The sequence below is a fragment of the Streptomyces mexicanus genome, from assembly GCF_902506575.1.
In the GTDB taxonomy this organism is placed as follows: Bacteria; Actinomycetota; Actinomycetes; order Streptomycetales; family Streptomycetaceae; genus Streptomyces; species Streptomyces mexicanus.
The window spans coordinates 4860501-4878791 of sequence record NZ_LR732544.1 but is presented as its reverse complement, the minus strand read 5'-3'; the positions used below and the strand labels follow the sequence as shown (position 1 = coordinate 4878791).

17 protein-coding genes are annotated in these 18291 nt (G+C 73.5%); 9 read left to right on the top strand and 8 right to left on the bottom strand.

What is annotated here, in order from left to right:
- The 3 genes from GV126_RS37340 to GV126_RS21940 all read left to right on the top strand — a co-directional run.
- Positions 1–589, top strand: a 589-nt coding sequence (locus GV126_RS37340; RefSeq protein WP_328707346.1) for an SH3 domain-containing protein, incomplete at its 5' end; no start/stop codon positions are given.
- Positions 586–1947 carry an FtsW/RodA/SpoVE family cell cycle protein gene (locus GV126_RS21945; protein ID WP_159673969.1) on the top strand — a complete coding sequence of 454 codons (1362 nt, stop codon included), beginning with the start codon at positions 586–588 and terminating at the stop codon, positions 1945–1947. The genes GV126_RS37340 and GV126_RS21945, both read left to right, overlap by 4 nt.
- A 49-nt stretch (positions 1948–1996) precedes the next feature.
- Positions 1997–3466 (top strand): penicillin-binding transpeptidase domain-containing protein, encoded by a 1470-nt coding sequence (locus GV126_RS21940; protein WP_159669528.1) that lies wholly within the window; start codon positions 1997–1999, stop codon positions 3464–3466.
- A 169-nt stretch (positions 3467–3635) separates the two neighbouring features.
- On the opposite strand, the gene GV126_RS21935 is transcribed toward GV126_RS21940, so the two are convergent.
- Positions 3636–4391 (bottom strand): hypothetical protein, encoded by a 756-nt coding sequence (locus GV126_RS21935; RefSeq protein ID WP_236570064.1) that lies wholly within the window; start codon positions 4389–4391, stop codon positions 3636–3638.
- A gap of 323 nt (positions 4392–4714) precedes the next feature.
- On the bottom strand, positions 4715–5827 hold the full coding sequence (locus tag GV126_RS21930) for a ferritin-like domain-containing protein (protein WP_159669522.1): 1113 nt from the start codon (positions 5825–5827) through the stop codon (positions 4715–4717).
- 215 nt (positions 5828–6042) lie between these two features.
- On the opposite strand from GV126_RS21930, the gene GV126_RS21925 reads away from it, so the two are divergent.
- The 4 genes from GV126_RS21925 to GV126_RS21910 all read left to right on the top strand — a co-directional run bounded on the left by GV126_RS21925 (position 6043) and on the right by GV126_RS21910 (position 9378).
- On the top strand, positions 6043–6981 hold the full coding sequence (locus GV126_RS21925; RefSeq protein WP_159669519.1) for an AurF N-oxygenase family protein: 939 nt from the start codon (positions 6043–6045) through the stop codon (positions 6979–6981).
- Positions 6982–7072: 91 nt separating this feature from the next.
- A complete protein-coding gene (locus GV126_RS21920; protein ID WP_159669515.1) occupies positions 7073–7717 on the top strand; it encodes a TetR/AcrR family transcriptional regulator in 645 nt (214 codons plus the stop codon).
- Positions 7718–7772: 55 nt separating this feature from the next.
- Entirely contained in the window at positions 7773–8099 is a 327-nt protein-coding gene (locus GV126_RS21915) for a DUF8847 domain-containing protein (RefSeq protein ID WP_159669512.1), read from the top strand.
- Between the two features lie 115 nt (positions 8100–8214).
- Positions 8215–9378, top strand: coding sequence for a C40 family peptidase (locus tag GV126_RS21910; RefSeq protein ID WP_159669509.1), 1164 nt, complete (start codon positions 8215–8217; stop codon positions 9376–9378).
- A gap of 45 nt (positions 9379–9423) precedes the next feature.
- Here GV126_RS21910 and GV126_RS21905 read toward each other — a convergent pair whose 3' ends face one another.
- Genes GV126_RS21905 through GV126_RS21885 form a run of 5 tightly spaced genes read right to left on the bottom strand, consistent with a single transcriptional unit; the run spans position 9424 to position 15291 of the window.
- The gene (locus GV126_RS21905) at positions 9424–10689 is read right to left on the bottom strand and encodes a styrene monooxygenase/indole monooxygenase family protein (RefSeq protein ID WP_159669506.1); all 1266 of its coding nucleotides are present in this window, start codon (positions 10687–10689) and stop codon (positions 9424–9426) included.
- A gap of 40 nt (positions 10690–10729) precedes the next feature.
- Positions 10730–11368 carry a GTP-binding protein gene (locus tag GV126_RS21900; RefSeq protein WP_159669503.1) on the bottom strand — a complete coding sequence of 213 codons (639 nt, stop codon included), beginning with the start codon at positions 11366–11368 and terminating at the stop codon, positions 10730–10732.
- Positions 11349–11786: a DUF742 domain-containing protein gene (locus GV126_RS21895; protein WP_159669500.1), complete on the bottom strand. Its 438-nt coding sequence runs from the start codon at positions 11784–11786 to the stop codon at positions 11349–11351. Before GV126_RS21895 ends, GV126_RS21900 begins: the two co-directional genes overlap by 20 nt.
- 8 nt (positions 11787–11794) lie before the next feature.
- Complete coding sequence (locus tag GV126_RS21890) at positions 11795–12298, bottom strand: roadblock/LC7 domain-containing protein (protein WP_028420329.1); 504 nt, start codon at positions 12296–12298, stop codon at positions 11795–11797.
- Positions 12295–15291, bottom strand: coding sequence for a sensor histidine kinase (locus tag GV126_RS21885; RefSeq protein WP_159669497.1), 2997 nt, complete (start codon positions 15289–15291; stop codon positions 12295–12297). The genes GV126_RS21890 and GV126_RS21885 overlap by 4 nt, the downstream gene beginning before the upstream one ends.
- 405 nt (positions 15292–15696) lie before the next feature.
- Here GV126_RS21885 and GV126_RS21880 point away from each other — a divergent pair, with 405 nt between their 5' ends.
- Positions 15697–16485: a protein phosphatase 2C domain-containing protein gene (locus GV126_RS21880; protein WP_159669494.1), complete on the top strand. Its 789-nt coding sequence runs from the start codon at positions 15697–15699 to the stop codon at positions 16483–16485.
- Between the two features lie 97 nt (positions 16486–16582).
- Here the strand turns inward: GV126_RS21880 and GV126_RS21875 are convergent, their stop codons facing one another.
- Positions 16583–17077, bottom strand: a complete 495-nt coding sequence (locus GV126_RS21875) for a MarR family winged helix-turn-helix transcriptional regulator (protein WP_159669491.1) — start codon at positions 17075–17077, stop codon at positions 16583–16585.
- A gap of 279 nt (positions 17078–17356) precedes the next feature.
- On the opposite strand from GV126_RS21875, the gene GV126_RS21870 reads away from it, so the two are divergent.
- Entirely contained in the window at positions 17357–18175 is an 819-nt protein-coding gene (locus tag GV126_RS21870) for a lysozyme (RefSeq protein ID WP_159669488.1), read from the top strand.
- Positions 18176–18291 lie beyond the last annotated feature (116 nt).

Here is an 18291-nt window from a genome sequence, read left to right as displayed (position 1 = left end):
GTCCTGGACGCCGTGGCACGCGGGGTCTGCGCACAATGGTGAAGGCCGTAACCAGCAGGACCCGCGGGCCGCCGCCTCCGGGCACCGGCCCCGACCCGCCCACCCCGGGCGCCGGGACCCCCCCGCCGACCGGCCGCTCGGCGGCCACCCGGCGACCGCGCTGCGCGCCACCCTGACCGACGGCGCCCCGCCTGCGACGGACTCCTCGGCGCCGGCCTTCCCCCCCGCCGCGCCGCTCCGGCCCCGCCTGGCGCTGCGCCGCTGCGCCCCGCCGCCGCTGGCGCCTGGCGCCGCGGTTGCCGTGCCCGCCGCCGACGACACCCCCCTGCCCGGCACCGGCGCCGAGGACCCCCGCTTCTACCGCGGCCGGGTCACCGCGCGCGGCGGGCTCGCCCTGCGCACCAGCCCCGAGCGCGGCAGCAAGGTGATCCGAGTCGTCCCGCGGGGCGAGGAGGTGTGGATCCACTGCAAGACCGACGGCGAGAACGTCGACGGCAACCACCTGTGGTACCTCCTCGTCGACGGCGCCTGGGCCTGGGGCTCGGCCCGCTACATCGACAACATCGGGCCCGCGCCCCGCTGGTGCTGACACCCGCCAGGAGCGCGGCCGCGGCGCACCCGGCCGCGCCGGCCACCGCCCGCCTCCCCCGGCGCCGGGGCGTCGAACTCGCCCTCCTCGTGCTCGCCGTGCTGCTGTCCGTGTACGGCTACTGCGCCGTCGGCCTGGCCAAGTCCGGCACGATCCCGCCCGGCGCCGCCGGTTACGGCGCCGGGCTCGGCGGACTGGCCCTGCTCGCGCACTGCGCGGTCCGGCTGCGGGCGCCGTACGCCGACCCGCTGCCGCTGCCCATCGGGGTGCTGCTCAACGGACTGGGCCTGGTGCTGATCTACCGGCTCGACCTGGAGACGCCCGGCGAGAGCGCGGCGCCGGCCCAGCTGGTGTGGTCCACGCTGGGGGTGACCCTGTTCACGCTGGTCGTGGTCGTGCTGCGCGACTACCGCTGGCTGCAGCGCTACTCCTACGTGTGGGGCGCGGCCGCGCTCGCCCTGCTCGCACTGCCGATCCTCTTCCCGCCGATCAACGGCGCCCGGATCTGGATCCGGCTGGGCGGGCTGTCCATCCAGCCCGGCGAGTTTGCCAAGGTGCTGCTGGCGGTCTTCTTCGCCGCGTATCTCGCCGACCACCGCAACGCGCTGGCGTACACCGGCCGCCGGGTGTGGCGGCTGCAATTGCCCACCGGGCGGGTGCTCGGGCCGGTGGTGGCGATCTGGCTGCTCAGCGTCGGCGTGCTGGTGCTGGAACGGGACCTGGGCACCTCGCTGCTGTTCTTCGGGCTGTTCGTGGTGATGCTGTACGTCGCCACCGGCCGCACCGGCTGGATCGCTCTCGGGCTGCTGCTGGCCGCCGCCGGGGCGGTCGCCGTGGGCTGGCTGGAGCCGCACGTGCACAGCAGGGTGCAGGAGTGGCTGCACCCGTTCGCGTCCATCGAGGCGGGCCAAGGGCCGGGGCAGGTGGCCCAGTCGCTGTTCTCGTTCGCGGCCGGCGGGGTGCTCGGCACCGGGCTGGGCCTCGGCCACTCGATCCTGGTGGGCTTCGCCGCCAAGTCGGACTTCATCCTGGCCACCGCCGGGGAGGAACTGGGCCTGGCCGGGCTGTCGGGGGTGTTCCTGCTGTACGCCCTGCTGGTGGAGCGCGGCTACCGGGCGGGCCTGGCGCTGCGGGACCCGTTCGGGCGGCTGCTGGCGGTCGGGCTGGCCTCGATCGTCGCGCTGCAGGTGTTCGTGATCGCGGGCGGGGTGACCGGGCTGATCCCGCTGACCGGCATGGCGATGCCGTTCCTCGCCCAGGGCGGCTCGTCGGTCGTGACCAACTGGGCGATCGTGGCGCTGCTGATCCGGGTGAGCCATGTGGCGCGCCGGCAGTACGACGGGAAGCCGGCACCGTGAGCATCCGACGGCCGGGGCCGGGGCCGGGGACGGGCGGGGAGGGCGCGCGGTGACCCGGTACATCCGCCGTGCCGCCGCCTTCTGCGTGCTGCTGCTGGTGGCGCTGCTGGTCAACACGGCCTGGCTGCAGGTGCTGCAGGCCCCCTCCTACGGCGGCAACCCGGCCAACCGTCGCCCCACCATCGCCCGCTACGAACGGCCGCGCGGCCAGATCCTGGTCGGCGGCCGGGCGGTCACCGGCTCCCGGGACACCGGCGAGCAGCTGCGCTACGAACGCACCTACACCGACGGCCCGTTGTACGCGCCCGTCACCGGGTTCGCCTCGCAGCGCTACGGCACGACGTTCCTGGAGCACGCCGAGGACGCGGTGCTGTCGGGGACGGACCCGCTGGTGGCCGGGCTCCCGCTGTTCGCCGCCGGCCCGCGCGCCCCGCCGGCCGGCGGCGACGTGGTCACCACCATCGACCCGGGCGCGCAACGGGCCGCCTTCGACGGGCTGGGCGGGCGCAAGGGCGCGGTCGCGGCGGTGGAGCCGACGACGGGCCGGATCCTGGCGCTGGTGTCCACACCGTCCTACGACCCGGCCGAGCTGTCCGGGAACGGTCCCGCAGTGGCGGCGGCCTGGGCGCGGCTGACCGCCGACCCGGACCAGCCGCTGCTCAACCGGGCGGTGCGGCAGACGTATCCGCCCGGTTCGACGTTCAAGGTGGTCACCGCCGCGGCGGCGCTGGAGGCGGGCGTGGTGCGGGATCTGGACGCGCGGACCTGGTCACCGGACCCCTATCGGCTGCCCGGCAGCACCACGCGCCTGGTCAACGAGGGCGAGGGCTGCCGGAACGCCTCCCTGCGCCACGCCTTCGAGTGGTCGTGCAACACGGTGTTCGCGAAGCTGGGCGTGGACGTGGGCGCCGAGGCCATGAAGGAGACGGCGGAGCGGTTCGGCTTCAACGACTCCGGGCTGCGGATCCCGTTCTGGGTGGCGCCGAGCACGTTCGACGCGAGCGCGGACCGGGCGCAGCTGGCGCTGTCGTCGATCGGGCAGTTCAACACGCGGGCCACGCCGTTGCAGATGGCGATGGTGGCGGCGGCGGTCGCGGCCGGCGGGCAGGTGCCCACGCCGTATCTGGTGGAGCGGACCGTGCGGCCCGGCGGGGGCGTGGTGTCGGCGGCCGGATCGCGGCCGCTGCGGCAGGTGATGGGCCCGGCGACCGCGGCACGGCTGCGGGAGCTGATGTGCGACGTGGTCACCGACGGCACCGGGGGCAACGCCGCGATCCCGGGGGCGATCGTGGGCGGCAAGACCGGCACCGCGCAGCACGGCGTGGGCAACTCCGGGACGCCGTACGCCTGGTTCGTCTCCTGGGCGCAGGGCGCGCGGGACCTCTCCCCCCGGGTCGCGGTGGCCGTGGTGGTGGAGGACGCCGCCGCGCGGCGCGGGGACATCAGCGGCGGCGGCACCGCGGCGCCGATCGCGCGGGCGGTGATGGAGGCGGTCCTGCGCACGCCTCCGGCGCCGTGACGCCCACCCGGTGAGACGAGGGGCCGTCGAGGGACGGCGAGGGAGCGTCGAAGGACTTCGCAGGCGCGCTCGACCGGGCCGACGCGGACGCGGACACCCCGCTGCGCACCTCGCTCCCGCCCGGGTGCGTTCCCGTCCCGCGGGACGGGAACGGGCCCCGGGCCGGCCGTCAGCCGAGCGGCTTGACGCTCTCCGTGCGGACCTGGCGGGTGAGCCTGGCGTAGGACCCCAGGTCCACCTCCGAGGCGTCCTGGTGGAGCGTCTTGGCGGTCATCACCGCCACGATGGCCCCGGTGTTGCCGTCCGCCCAGACGCACGCCGGGTAGGTGAGGGTGGTGCCCAGCTTCTCCTGGGTGAGCACCTCGCAGCTGACCGTGGGCTCGCCGCTCTGCGTGAAGTCCTTCGGACCGGCGGCCAGGGTGACCCCGTCGGCGTCGGTGGCGCCCTTGAGCATGTCGCGGCGGGCCCTGTCGGTGTTCTTGAGGCGGCCGTACATGCCGGAGATCACCAGCGCGCCCTGGGTCTGGTCGCCGCCCTGGCTGTACTGGCCGACCACCGCGTGGATGTCCTTGGCGTCCCAGGCGCCGTCCGCCTCGTCCTCGATCTTCTGGCCCTCGGAGTCGGAGAGGTCCCGGGCGAGTTCGACCCGGCCGTCGATCGGCGTTTGGGGCGGGGTCAGCTTGTTCTCCCCCCCCGGGAACCCGCTGCCGCCCGCGTTCCCGACCGGCGCGAGCCCCCCGCCGCCGATCACGATCAGGCCGACGCCCCCGCCGACGATGCCGACGATCAGCCCGACCCGCCGCTTCTTCGGCGGCGGCCCCATCGGAGGGACACCCCAGCCCTGCGGCTGCGGCGGGTACGGAGCCTGGGCGTACGGGGTGCCGTACGGGGTGCCGTGCGGAGTGTTCTGGGGACCGGCCGGCACGGGCGGCTGCTGACCGTAGGGGCCCGGCGGCGGGGGCGACTGCTGCCCGTAGGGACCCGGCGGCGGGGGTGGCTGCTGTCCGTACGGCCCGGGTGCCGGAGGCGGCGGGGCGCCGTACGGGTTCTGAGGGCTCTGCGGGTGCTGAGGGTTCTGCGGCGGCGGAGGCATGGACACGCCAGAACGGTACTGCACACGGGTGAGGCGGCGGACGGGCTCCCCGGTCCTTCGCCGGGCGGCCTGTTGCGTGGGGCTGCACGGGGGGCCGGGGGTCGATCGCTGTGAGGCCGATGGTGAGGGGGACGACGCGCCCGTCGCACGAGTGATCAGTCCCCGGCGTCTTGGCCGGCCTCGATGGCCTCCTGGACCTCCGCCACGCGCTCCTTCTCCTCCGCCGCGAAGCGTTCCGCGTCCAGCTTCTCGGCGATCTCCTCGTCCTGGGCCATGAGCAGGTCCAGGCTGGAGTCGCCCAGCTCCAGAACGCCCATGTCCACGTAGGCCTGTTGCAGCCGCTTGCCCCACAGGCCGATGTCCCTCACGCAGGGCACGATGCGGCTGAACAGCAGCCGGCGGAAGAGCTGGAGGAACTCCGAGCGCTCGCTGAGCTGTTCGGCCTCGGCGCGGGGGATGCCGAAGTTCTCCAGGACCTCCACGCCGCGAAGGCGGTCGCGCATCAGGTAGCAGCCCTCGATGACGAACTCCTCACGTTCGCGCAGTTCGGCGTCGGTGAGCTGCCGGTAGTAGTCGCGCAGGGCCATGCGGCCGAAGGCCACGTGGCGCGCCTCGTCCTGCATGACGTAGGCGAGGATCTGCCGGGGCAGCGGCTTGTTCGTGGTGTCGCGGATCATGCCGAAGGCGGCCAGGGCCAGGCCCTCGATGAGCACCTGCATGCCCAGGTAGGGCATGTCCCAGCGGCTGTCGCGCAGGGTGTCGCCGAGCAGGGACCGGAGGTTGTCGTTGATCGGGTAGACCATCCCGATCTTCTCGTGCAGGAAGCGGCCGTAGATCTCGGCGTGCCGGGCCTCGTCCATGGTCTGGGTCGCCGAGTAGAACTTGGCGTCCAGGTCGGGCGCGGACTCCACGATCCGCGCGGCGCAGATCATCGCACCCTGCTCGCCGTGCAGGAACTGGCTGAACTGCCAGGAGGCGAAGTGCCGGCGCAGCTCGCCCTTGTCCCGGTCGGTCATCCGGTCCCAGTACGGAGTGCCGTAGAGGGTCATCGCCTCCTCGGGGGTGCCGAGCGGGTCGTGCGGATCGACCTCCAGGTCCCAGTCGATGCGCTTGAGCCCGTCCCACTGCTTGTCCTTGCCCTTCTGGTACAGGGCGAGCAGGCGGTCGCGGCCGTCGTCGTACTCCCAGCTGAAGCGGGCGTCCCCGCTCGCCGGTACCTGCCAGTGCGACGCGCCGGGGTCGTTCGCGTACAGGTCGAAGGTCGGCATACTCCGCAGGCTCACACGTAGACGGCGGGTCAACAAGTCGTGCGCAAGGGATTGACGGCCTTGCTGACACGCAGTCTCATAAGAGGCGGGCGACGTGACTGACGGGTAACCAGCCGTTCCCGCCACGACCGGCCCGGCCCCGCACGCGTGCCCGCCTGCACCACACCGGCCCGCCCCCTGCACCGACCAGACCCCGTACGACGAGGTGGACAGCCATGACGACCGTGACGGAAACCGACGCGCTCGCCGGACTGCGCGACGCCCTCGGCGCGCTCAAGGACCGCGAGCAGGTCGCCGAGCGGCTGCTCGACTCCTCCGCCAAGCACTCCTTCGACCCGGACAAGGAACTGGACTGGGACGCGCCCTTCGAGGAGGGCAAGTGGTTCTGGCCGCCGGAGCTGGTGTCCCTGTACGACACACCGCTGTGGAAGCGGATGAGCGAGGAGCAGCGGATCCTGCTCTCCCAGCACGAGGCCGCCGCGCTCGCCTCGCTCGGCATCTGGTTCGAGCTGATCCTGATGCAGCTGCTCGTGCGGCACATCTACGACAAGCCCGCCACCAGCGCCCACGTGCGCTACGCCCTCACCGAGATCGAGGACGAGTGCCGCCACTCCAAGATGTTCGCCCGGGTGATATCCCGCGGCGGCACGCCCTGGTACCCGGTGAGCCGGGTGCACCAGAACCTCGGCCGGCTCTTCAAGACCATCTCCACCACGCCCGGCTCCTTCACCGCCACCCTGCTCGGCGAGGAGGTCCTGGACTGGATGCAGCGCCTGACCTTCCCCGACGAGCGGGTGCAGCCGCTGATCCGCGGGGTGACGCGCATCCACGTGGTGGAGGAGGCGCGGCACGTGCGCTACGCCCGTGAGGAGCTGCGCCGGCAGATGCTGACCGCGCCGCGGTGGTCGAAGGAGTTCACCCGGGTCACCTCCGGCGAGTTCGCGCGGGTGTTCTCGGTGGCCTTCATCAACCCCGAGGTGTACACGAACGTGGGACTGGACAAGCGGGAGGCCATGGCGCAGGTCAAGGCCAGCGCGCACCGGCGGGAGATCATGCAGACCGGCGCCAAGCGGCTCACCGACTTCCTGGACGACATCGGCGTCCTGCGGGGCGTGGGACGGCAGCTGTGGCGGTCCTCGGGGCTGCTGGCGTAGCCGGATGCCGCAGGAGGCGGGCGTGAGGTGGGGGCGGGCGGCGATCGGACCGCACGGCCGGCCGGGCCGTGCGGCGATTACGCTGCCGGTCATGAGCCCTGCCGCCCCGACCCCCGCCTACCGCCGCCTGAGCGTCGAGGAACGCCGCGCCCAGCTGCTGGAGGCGGCCCTGTCCCTCTTCGCGCACCGGGCGCCGGAGGAGGTGTCGCTGGACGACGTGGCGGAGGCCGCCGGGGTGTCGCGGCCGCTGGTGTACCGGTACTTCCCCGGCGGCAAGCAGCAGCTGTACGAGGCCGCGCTGCGCTCGGCCGCCGAGGAGCTGCGGCACTGCTTCGACGAGCCGCACGAGGGGCCGCTGCCGGCCCGGCTGGCCCGCGCCCTGGACCGCTACCTGACGTTCGTCGACTCGCACGACGCCGGGTTCACCGCGCTGCTCCAGGGCGGCAGCGTGGTGGAGACCTCCCGCACCAGCGCCATCGTGGACGGCGTGCGCCGGGCCGCCGCCGAGCACATCCTCAGCCACCTGGGCGTCAGCGACCCGGGACCGCGGCTGCGGATGACCGTGCGGATGTGGATCACGGCCGTGGAGGCCGCGTCGCTGATCTGGCTGGACGAGGACAAGCAGCCGCCCGCCGAGGAGCTGCGGGACTGGCTGGTGGAGCAGTTCACGGCCGTGCTGACGGTGACCGCGGCCCGGGACGAGCAGACCGCGGCGCTGCTGCACGCGCTGACGTGACCCCCTCGCCCGCCGGTGCCCGCGGACCCGCCGCCGGATGGCTGACACTGGGGGCGTGAAGAGCGAAGACACCCCGTTCGAGGGCGGCCCCATGGACGGGCGGGTGCTGCCCGTGCTGGTGGGCCCCACCGGGAACCCCCCGAAGACGTACCGCATCCCGGTGCCGGACGCGGCCGGCGGACCGCCCACCGTACTGGTCTACCGCCGGGTGCCGCGTGGGCACAGCAAGAGGCTCGGGCTGCCGCGCGGCTGGAAGTACACGTTCGACCCCGAGGGGCGCGGCGGCGGCCGGCCGAAGTGGCCGTGGTCCAAGCCGGAGCCCCGCACCGGCCGGGCACCCGGGAACGGGTCGGAGGGCAAGCCGACAGACACGGGCGAGTGAGCATGATGCGCCACACGGCCGACAAAAGGCGCACAGAGCCACACATAGTCCGTTCATACGTCGAATCCTCACGGTGCGGGAGCGGAGAGGCCGCTCCCGTGACGGAGGTGATGACGTGTCAGGACGCGTCCTGCGTCTGGTGTGCACGACGGCGGTGGCGGCACAGGCCGCCCTCGCGCCGGTGACCGCCACGGCCGTACCACAGCCGCAGCCGCAGCCGACCCCGCACGCCCGGCCCGCGCAGCCGGCACTGCCGACACAGTTCGGCCGGCCCGCGCCGCCGGCCGAGCCCGCGCAGCCCGGAGAGCCGGCCCGGCCCGCCCGGCTGTCCGTCGCGCAGGCGCTGACGGATCTGCGGAAGCTGTACCGGCTGGCCGCGCAGGCCACCGACACCTACAACGCCACCGCCGTGCAACTGGCCCGGCAGCGCGCCGAGGCGGTACGGCTGGCCACCGCCCTCGCCCGCGCCCGGGTCGCCCTCGACAAGAGCCTGAAGGACGCCGGCCGGCTCGCCCGGGAGCAGTACCAGGGCGGCAACGACTTCTCCCCGTACCTCAGGCTGCTGCTGGCCCGCGACCCGCAGGCCGCACTGGAGGACGGGCATCTGATCGGGCAGGTGGCCCGGCAGCGGGCGCAGACGGTGCGGCGCCTGGCCGACAACGAGAAGAAGGCGGCCTACCTGGCCCAGCGGGCGCGCGCCGCCTACGACGAGCGGCTGGCCCTCGCCCGGCGCCAGCAGCTGGCCCGCGACGACGTGCGGCGCCGGCTGGGCCAGGTGGAGAAGCTGCTCGCCGGGCTCAGCGCGCAGCAGTTGGCGGAACTCGCCGCGTTCGAGCAGGCGGGGGCCGGCCGGGCACAGGCCCGGCTGACCGCCGCCGGGGCGCTCGGCCCGGACGCCGCCCCGACCGAGGCGGGCGAGAAGGCGGTGCGCTACGCGCTGCGGCAGCTGGGCAAGCCCTACCAGTGGGGTGCGACGGGCCCGGCGGCCTACGACTGCTCGGGCCTGACCTCGCGGGCCTGGGCGCAGGCCGGCACGCCGATCCCCCGCACCAGCCAGGAACAGTGGGCCCGGCTGCCGCGGGTGCCGCTGAACCGGCTGCGCCCCGGCGACCTGGTCGTGTACTTCCCCGAGGCCACCCACGTGGCCCTCTACCTGGGCGGCGGCCGGGTGGTGCAGGCACCGCGGCCCGGGTCGCGGATCAAGGTGTCACCGCTGGCCTCCAACCCGGTGCTGGGCGCGGTGCGGCCGGATCCCGGCGGGGCGCCGCTGGAGCGGTAGGTGCCGCCGCGGCTCCCCGCCGCCGCGCTTGCCGGGCGCGGTCCGTCAGGCGGCCTCGCCCGCGCCCGTGACCTCGGCCAGGTAGGCCTGGGTCTTGTCCGGGTCGTAGAAGAAGTTCTCGAAGTCGGCGGGGTTGTTGAAGCCGTTGGCGAACCGGTCGGCGACCGGCTGGAGCTGACCGGCGGCGCCGATCAGGTTCAGGACGTGCTCCGGCGGCGGGGCGAGCATGGTGTTCGTCCACTTGGTGACGTGCTGGGCGGTGTTCCAGTAGCGGTCGAACGTCTGCTGCATCCACTCCTCGTCGAACGGCTTGTCGCCGTGCTCGAGGATCGAGGCGAGGTAGGCGGCGGCGCACTTGGACGCCGAGTTGGACCCCTGGCCGGTGATCGGGTCGTTGGCGACGACGACGTCCGCCACACCCAGGACCAGGCCGCCGCCGGGCAGCCGGCCGATCGGCTTGCGCACGGTCGGGGCGTACCGGCCGGCCAGCGTGCCGCCGGCGTCCGTCAGCTCGACCTTGCCGGCCCGGGCGTGCTCCCAGGGGACGTAGCGGGCCATCAGGTCCAAGGTGAGCGACAGGTGCTCGGCCGGGTCCTTGACGCCCTTGAAGACGTCCAGGGGGCCGCCGGGGATGCCCTCCCAGAACAGGATGTCGGCGCGGCCGGAGAGCGTGTAGGTCGGCATGATGAACAGCTCGCCGACGCCCGGGACCAGGTTGCAGCGGACCGCGTCGAACTCCGGGTGCTCCGGGCGCGGGCCCAGGCCGTGCACGTACGCCACCGCCAGCGCGCGCTGCGGCTCGCTGTACGGGGAGCGGGAGGCGTCGCGCTCGAACATCGACACCAGCTCGCCCTTGCCGGCCGAGACCAGCACGAGGTCGTAGGCGCGGGAGAAGTAGTCGAGGTCGCCGACCGCGGCGCCGTGGATGACCAGCTGGCCGCCGCGCTGGGCGAACGTCTCCATCCAGCCGGCCATCTTCACCCGCTGGTCCACCGACTGCGCGTACCCGTCGAGCCGGCCGACCCAGTCGATCGCGCGGGCCGCGGGGCCCTCGTTCCACGAGCCGGGCGCGGCGACCGAGACGCCCAGGCCCTCGATCCTGGGGGCCTGGGACTCCCAGAAGTTCAGCTGCAGGTCGCGCTCGTGCTGGAGCGCGGTGTGGAACATGCACTGCGTCGACATGACCCGGCCGGAGCGGATCTCGTCCGCGGTCCGGTTGGACATCAGGGTGACCTCGTACCCGTGCGACTGGAGGCCGAGGGCGAGCTGGAGACCGGACTGGCCGGCCCCCACGACGAGTATCTTGCGCATGCGGGTGGTGCCTCCTACGACTTCTGGACTGCTCGAAGGATCATTCGGGGGTTTCCTCGAGTGCGTGGGCCACGAGGGCCAGCAGGGTCTCGATCACCGAGATCCGGCGCCGCGCGTCCATGATCATGACAGGTATGTGCGGGGGGACGGTGAGCGCCTCCCGTACGTCCTCCGGCTCGAACAGCTCGCTGCCGTCGAAGTGGTTGACGGCGACGACGTACGGCAGGCCGCAGCTCTCGAAGTAGTCCAGGGCCGGGAAACAGTCCTTCAGCCGGCGGGTGTCGGCCATGACGACGGCGCCGATCGCGCCGCGCACCAGGTCGTCCCACATGAACCAGAACCGCTGCTGGCCCGGCGTGCCGAACAGGTACAGCACCAGATCGTCGTCGAGCGTGATCCGGCCGAAGTCCATGGCCACGGTGGTGGTCAGCTTGCCCGGCGTGGCGGTGAGGTCGTCGGTCTCCTGGCTCGCCTCGGTCATCAGCGCCTCCGTCTGCAGGGGCGTGATCTCCGAGACGGAGCTGACCAACGTGGTCTTGCCGACGCCGAAGCCGCCGGCCACCACGATCTTCGTGGCGATCGGGGCACGGCTGCGGTCCGTCTGCCAGGGCTGCAAGGTCTCGTCGGGCTCGACGAGTGGGGCGACGCCGCGGGCGGCGTCAGAGACGGCGGAGTCCACTCAGCACCCTTTCCAGCAGAGCGCGGTCCGGACGACCGGTGCCGTGACCGGTCCCGGTGCCGTACACACGGATCTTTCCCTGGTCCGCGAGGTCGCTGAGGAGCACGCGGACCACACCGAGCGGCATCTTCAGCAGCGCGGCGATCTCGGCCACCGTGCGCATGCGGCGGCACAGCTCGACGATGGCCCGCATCTCCGGCATGACCCGGGCGGACAGCGGCGCACTGGTCAGCTCCTTGCGCTCCTCGGGAGCCTCCAGCGCCGCCACGAACGTCTCCACCAGCAGGACGTGCCCGAAGCGGGTCCGGCCGCCGGTGAGCGAGTACGGGCGGACCCGGGCGGGTTTTCGGTCCCCGCCGCGGACCGGCAGCTGCTGTTTGCCCGGACGGCCCATCGGGCCGGGCAGGGGACTGCTCATCGCACTGCTCATCGGGTACTCCCGGCCGAGTCGGACTCCAGGGATTTGCGCAGCTCGCTGCGGAGTTCGGGGGTGAGGACGTGACCGGCGCGGCCGACGAACAGCGCCATGTGGTACGCCACCACGCTCATGTCGCAGTCCGCCGAGCCGTGCACGCCGAGCAGCGAGCCGTCGCTGATCGACATCACGAGCAGGCTGCCCTCTTCCATGGCGACCATGGTGTGCTTGACCGTGCCGCCGTCCATCAGCTTGGCCGCGCCGACGGTCAGGCTGCCGATGCCGGAGACGATGGTGGCGAGGTCGGCCGCCGAGCCGCGCGGGCCGCCGCGGCTCTCGCCGCGGGCCGCGCGGGCCTGTTCGACCTGGGCCTGGTCGGAGGAGAGGAGCAGCAGGCCGTCGGAGGAGACCACGGCGACGGACTCGATGCCGGGAACCTCCTCGACGAGGTTGGTCAGCAGCCAGTGCAGGTTGCGGGCCTCACTGCTCAGTCCGAAGGTAGTGGGCGCTGTCAACTGCTTGCCTCCTCGACTGTGCCCCCCGTGGCTTCATCGGCTGATGGGTGACCGGCCGGCGTGATGGGTGCCGGCCGTCGGGTCTGGGCCGTGCGTTCCGCGATCTCCGCCTCCACGTCCCGGTATCCCGCCTGCGCTCCCTTGCGGAAGCCGCCCAGGCGGCGGCGCAGCGCCTCGGCGTCCACCGACCCGGTGCGGCGACGGGGCGCCTGCGCGGGCGCGGTGATCTTCGGGGTGCGCTTGGGCAGCCCCTTGGCGGTGACCTGCTCCTCCGGCGCGCGTGCGTGCTCGGTGTCGGTCTCGGGCTCCGCCTCGGTCGCGTGTCCGGCCGGGGTCCCGTACGCGCCCGTGGCACCGCCGTCGGCGGCCTCCCGGCCCGCGGGCCGCTTCGCCTGGGACGGGAGCAGCAGCTCCATCGTCGTCTCGGCCGGGGACTCCGCGGGCACGGCCCGTTCCTCGGACGCCGGCTGTCCCTCGGACACCGGCCGTTCCTCCGGCGCCGCCCGTCCGCCGGGCACCGACGTCTCCTCGGTGGCCACCGGATTCCCGCGGGCGACCGAATCCTCGAAGGCCCTCGAACCCCCGGACGGCTCCGTTTCCCCGGACACCGCCGCTTCCCCGGTCGCGGCCCGCTCGCCGGAGACCGCGGTCTCCTCGGGCGCCCCCCGCTCGCCGGTGGCCGCCGCTTGCCCGGCCGCCTCCGACTGCCGTACCGCCTTCTCCGCCAGCGCCACGAGCGGGTCGCCGTCGTGGGCGCGGGCGTGCAGCACGTTGGAGTTGACCTCGGCGTTCGCGCCGGGCAGGGAGAACGTCTGGGTCTGGGTGCTGCCGGGGCCGGGCCCGGCCGGGGCCGGCACCGCGGAGGCGGGGGCCGCGGCCAGGACCTGCTGGGGCACCACCACGACCGCCGCGGTGCCGCCCTGCTTCTGCTCGCGCAGCTGGACGCGCACGCCGTGCCGGTGGGCCAGGCGCGCGACCACGTACAGACCGAGGCCCAGGCCGTCCTCGCCCTCCTGGTCGTAGGGGGCGTCGGGGTCGAAGTCGGCGAGGCGGGCGTTGAGGCGGGCCATGCGGTCGCCGGCCATGCCGATGCCCTCGTCCTGGACGGACAGCATGATCTCGCCGTTCTCCAGGAGCCAGCCGGAGACCTCGACCGGCTGGTCCGGCGGGGAGAACGAGGTGGCGTTCTCCATGAGTTCGGCCAGCAGGTGGGACAGGTCGTCGGCGGCGAAGCCGGCCACGTGGGCGTGCGGCGGCAGCGCGGCGATGCGGACGCGCTCGTAGCGCTCGATCTCGCTGACCGCGGCCCGCACCACGTCGACCAGCGGGACCGGCCCGGCGTGCTGCTGGACGTGCTCGGTGCCGGCCAGGACGAGCAGGTTCTCGTTGTGCCGGCGCATGACCGTGGCGAAGTGGTCGAGCTTGAACAGGGTGGCCAGGCGGTCGGGGTCCTGCTCGCGGTCCTCCAGGCCCTCGATGACGCCGAGCTGACGCTCGACCAGGCCGAGGGTGCGCAGGGCCAGGTTGACGAACGTGGAGCCGATGCTGGCGCGCAGCCGCCGCAGCTCGGCGGTGCTCTCGGCGAGTTCGGCGCGCAGTTCCTCGCGGGCGTCGGCCATCTTCTGCCGCGGGCCGACCAGGGGCTTGCGGTCGGCCTCCGGGGTGGCGACCCGCTCGGCGGGGGCGACCGCCTGCGCGTGCAGGGTGTTGACGGAGCGGACGACCTGCGCGAACTCGTCGTTGCGGCCGGTGAAGCGGATCGGCTCCTCGGCGGCGGCGTCCGCGGCGCCGGCCAGGCGGGCCGAGCCGAGGCGGAGCACGGCGAGCGGGCGGGTCAGGGTGCGGGCCAGGGCGGTGCAGACGCCGAGGGCGACCAGCAGCACGGCGCCCAGCACGGCGATGCGCAGCTCCAGCGCGGTGACGTCGTCGTCGCGGAGCTTCGCCAGGTCCTTGGTGCGGTGGTCGTACAGGGAGGACTCCGCGCCGCGCATCAGGTCGATGCGGGCGGTCAGCGCGGTGTCCAGCTTCTTGGTGCTGGTGTTCAGGTCCGAGTCGGACAGCTCCGGCCGGGCCGTGAGCCGGTCGAGGTACTTCTCGGCGGCGTCCGCCTCGGGCCCGGTGACGGTGGAGTCGTAGGAGGCGCGGACCGCCTCGGGCGCGGTCTCGCGGAACTGGGCGAGGGCCGCGTCGGAGCGGACCCGGGCCTGCTGCGCGGCGGCGCTGAGGGCGTCGCGCTGATCGGCGTCGGACTTCGACGAGCCGGCCTGCTGGGTGGGCAGGCCGGTGACCGGGTCGATGACGGTCTGCGTGGTGTGCGGCACGTTCAGGGCCGCGAGCAGCAACCCGCGAGCGGCGGCGGCCTGCTGGACAGCGGTGTCGAGGTCGGCCAGGGCGTGCGCTCCGGAGCCCGCGCGCGCCGGCATCTGCTCGGCCAGCTGTTCGGCCAGCCGGTGCAGGTCGGCGATGGTGGCGGAGTACGCCTGGTGGGCCTGCAGGGCGCTGCTCTGCCCGGTGAGGGCCGCGCGCCGCACGGCGGCGATGCCGTCGAGGTCCTTGCGCAGCCAGGCGGGCGTGTCGGTGTTCGCACGCAGTTCCTCGACCTGGCGGTCCACGCGGGTGCTGCGCTGCTCCGAGGGCGCCTGGGACTTGGGGCGGCCGGCGGCGAGATAGGAGGTGACCTCGTCGCGTTCGTCGGCCAGGGAGTGGGCGAGGGCGAGCGCGTCCTGGGTCTGCCCGGCGAGGGTGACCAGGTCCTGGGAGTCGCTCAGCTGCCCGGAGGCGCCGATCACGGCGGGGGCGCCGGCCCCGGCCACGGCTGCGGCGACGACCGCGACGGCGATGACGAGACGGTTGCGCACATGGGTGGGACGGCCCTTGCCGACGGCAGGGGCGGGGGCGGCGGAAGGGGTGCCGGGCGTCCGTTCAGGACCCCCCGCGGTGGCCGTCTGCTTGCCTGTGCGCCGAGGCCGCTTCTTCTGCACCGGTGCTCGCATTCCTGTACTCGAGTACTTCTGGGCCCGGGTGGCACTCCGTCGGCTGGTGCGACGGGCGCGTACACCCTCCCCCGGCTCCTTCACTGCGTGTGAGCAGGGGGACCTGCATCGGTTTCCGACCCTCCCAGTGCCGGTGGGCAGTGGGCCCGCATCGTCCGACCGGCCACCCGAAGGAGTGAACCTCGGAGGGGAGTTGGCGGGCAAGTTCCGGCGGCGCGTGCCCGCGGGTCGTGCGGCGGGCCGGTTGGACGCCGGGCCACAGGCTTTGGCAATATTCGCCGCCACACCTTGCCGGAGTGCGCTATTCCACCCCAAATCAGGCGCGTGACCTGCCGACAGTCGTCATTTCGAAGGCGGTCGGCGGTCTTTGGTGAACCTTGTGAAGGGGTCGTGCAGACTGGCCGAATGCGTACCGAGGTTGTTTCCGAGCCGGGCCGCGCCGACCGCGCGAACGAGGACTTCGCCGCTGTCGCGGTTCCCGCTTCCGGACAGGGCGGCTGCCTGGTCGTCCTGGACGGCGTGACGCCCCCGGCGACCGGGACGGGGTGTCTGCATTCGGTCCCGTGGTTCACGGCCCGGCTCGGCGGCTCACTGACCGAACTGACCGTTTCCGCCCCAGATCTGACGCTGCGGGAGATACTCGAGCGGGCGATCGCCCGAACCGCCGACGCACACGCGTCGACCTGTGACCTTTCTCACTCGCGGACCCCTCAGGCAACCGTGGTGCTGGCCCGCTGGTTGTCCGACGCGGTCGAGTACCTGGTCCTGTCCGACTCGGTGCTGCTGGTGGAACGCGCCGACGGCTCGGTCGCCCCCGTCCTGGACGACCGGCTGGCCCGGCTGCCCCGGTCGGCGCTCGCCACCGACGCGCTCGTCGACGCCACGCTGCGCAACAAGGAGGGCGGCTTCTTCACGGCGGCGGCCGACCCCTCGGTGGCCGGCCGGGCGGTGACGGGCACGCTGCCGCGCGACGAGGTGCGCGCCCTGGCCGCGCTGACGGACGGCGCGGCACGGTGGGTGGAGACGTTCGGCGAGGGGGACTGGGCGCAGTGCCTGGCGCTGGTGCGCAAGGAGGGCGCAGGCGGGCTGGTGGAGCGCGTACGGGCGCTGGAGACGGCGGACCACCGGGAACGGGCCCGCCTCGGCCGCGGCAAGACGCACGACGACGCGACGGTGGTGTACGCGGAGCTGTGACCGCTCGGGCGCCGGGCCCCGGCGCACCGGGCCGGGTGAACGCCGGGCGGGTCTGCTTGCCGTCCGGCGGTGACGGCGGGCCGGGCGAATCGCGCGGCTACTTGTCCATGACCGCGTTCAGCTCGTGCAGGAGCCTGGCCAGCTCGGCGACCTCGTGGCGGTCCCAGTGGGCGAGCTGGCTGACGTAGCGGCGCCGGCGGGCCTCGCGCACCTGGCCCACCCGGCGGCGTCCCTCGTCGGTGAGCGCCACCAGCCAGGCGCGCCCGTCCGCGGGGTCGGGCTCGCGGCCCACCAGGCCCAGCTCCTCCAGGGCGCGCAGCTGACGGGACATGGTGGCCTTGCCGACGCCGATGTATCCGGCGAGCGCGGTGGCGCGCTGGCTGCCGCACTCCTCCAGCCGGATGAGCAGCCCGTAGGCGGCGGGCTCCAGGTCCGGGTGGACCTCGCGGGCCATCTCCCCCTGGTTGGCGCGGGCACGCCGCAGCAGCACCGTCAGCTCCCGCTCCAGGGCCAGGAACGGCCGGTCCGCACCGCTCGGCGCCGTCTGGCCGGACGCGGCGTCACGCCCGGCGTCTTTTGCCTCTTCCTGCACGTCAGCCCCTGCCCGAAGTTTCCCGATGCTGAAAGTTTCCGCCCGTCGCCCCCATCGCCGCAGCTCCGTCAGTATTTCGCAGGCGTAGACCAACGGCAGCCCCCGCCCCCTCTTCCCAGGCGTCGGTCTACGTGCGTAGCGTCTTACCCGGTGTCAATGGCATGCTCACGTCAGCACGGTTCCCGGCGGGTCTTCCTTGATCCGCTCTGCCTCCGTGCGACCGTGGATCATGCCCGCGTTTTCCCCCACCGAGCATCACCCAACTTTCGGAGGCACGTCATGCCCGTGCACAGATCCGGAACGGCCCGCGTACGTCGGCTGACCGTCGCGGGAGCCCTGCTCGCAGCCTTCTCGTTCGCGTTCACCGTTCCGTCCTCGGCCGACACCACCCCCGCCCGCGGCTCCGCCTACATGGGCATGGGCGTCCTGGCGCACGACGGCCGCAGCGGCACGCCCACCACCAGCGACGCCACCCAGACGGAGGGCGTCGACGTCTCCGGCTACCAGGGCAACGTCGCCTGGTCCACGCTGTGGAGCAGCGGCGTCAAGTGGGCCTACACGAAGGCGACCGAGGGCACGTACTACACGAACCCCTACTTCACCCAGCAGTACAACGGCTCGTACAACGTCGGCATGATCCGCGGCGCGTACCACTTCGCGACCCCGGACACCACCAGCGGCGCCACCCAGGCCAACTACTTCGTCGACCACGGCGGCGGCTGGTCGCGCGACGGCAAGACCCTGCCCGGGGCCCTCGACATCGAGTGGAACCCCTACGGCGACGCCTGCTACGGCAAGTCCGCCAGCGCGATGGTCAGCTGGATCGCCGACTTCCTCAACACCTACAAGGCCCGCACGGGCCGGGACGCCGTCATCTACACGGCCACCAGCTGGTGGACCCAGTGCACCGGCAACTACGGCGGCTTCGCCTCCAACAACCCCCTGTGGATCGCCCGCTACGCCTCGACGGTCGGCACCCTGCCGGCGGGCTGGAGCTACTACACGATGTGGCAGTACACCTCCTCCGGCCCGACCGTCGGCGACCACGACAAGTTCAACGGCGCACTGGACCGGGTGCAGGCGCTCGCCAACGGCTGAGCACCACCCCACCGGCCGGGGGCCCGGGGGTCGCCCCCCGGACCAGCACAGCAACGGCGCACCGGACCGGGTGCAGGCGCTCGCCAACGGCTGAGCACCACCCCACCGGCCGGGGG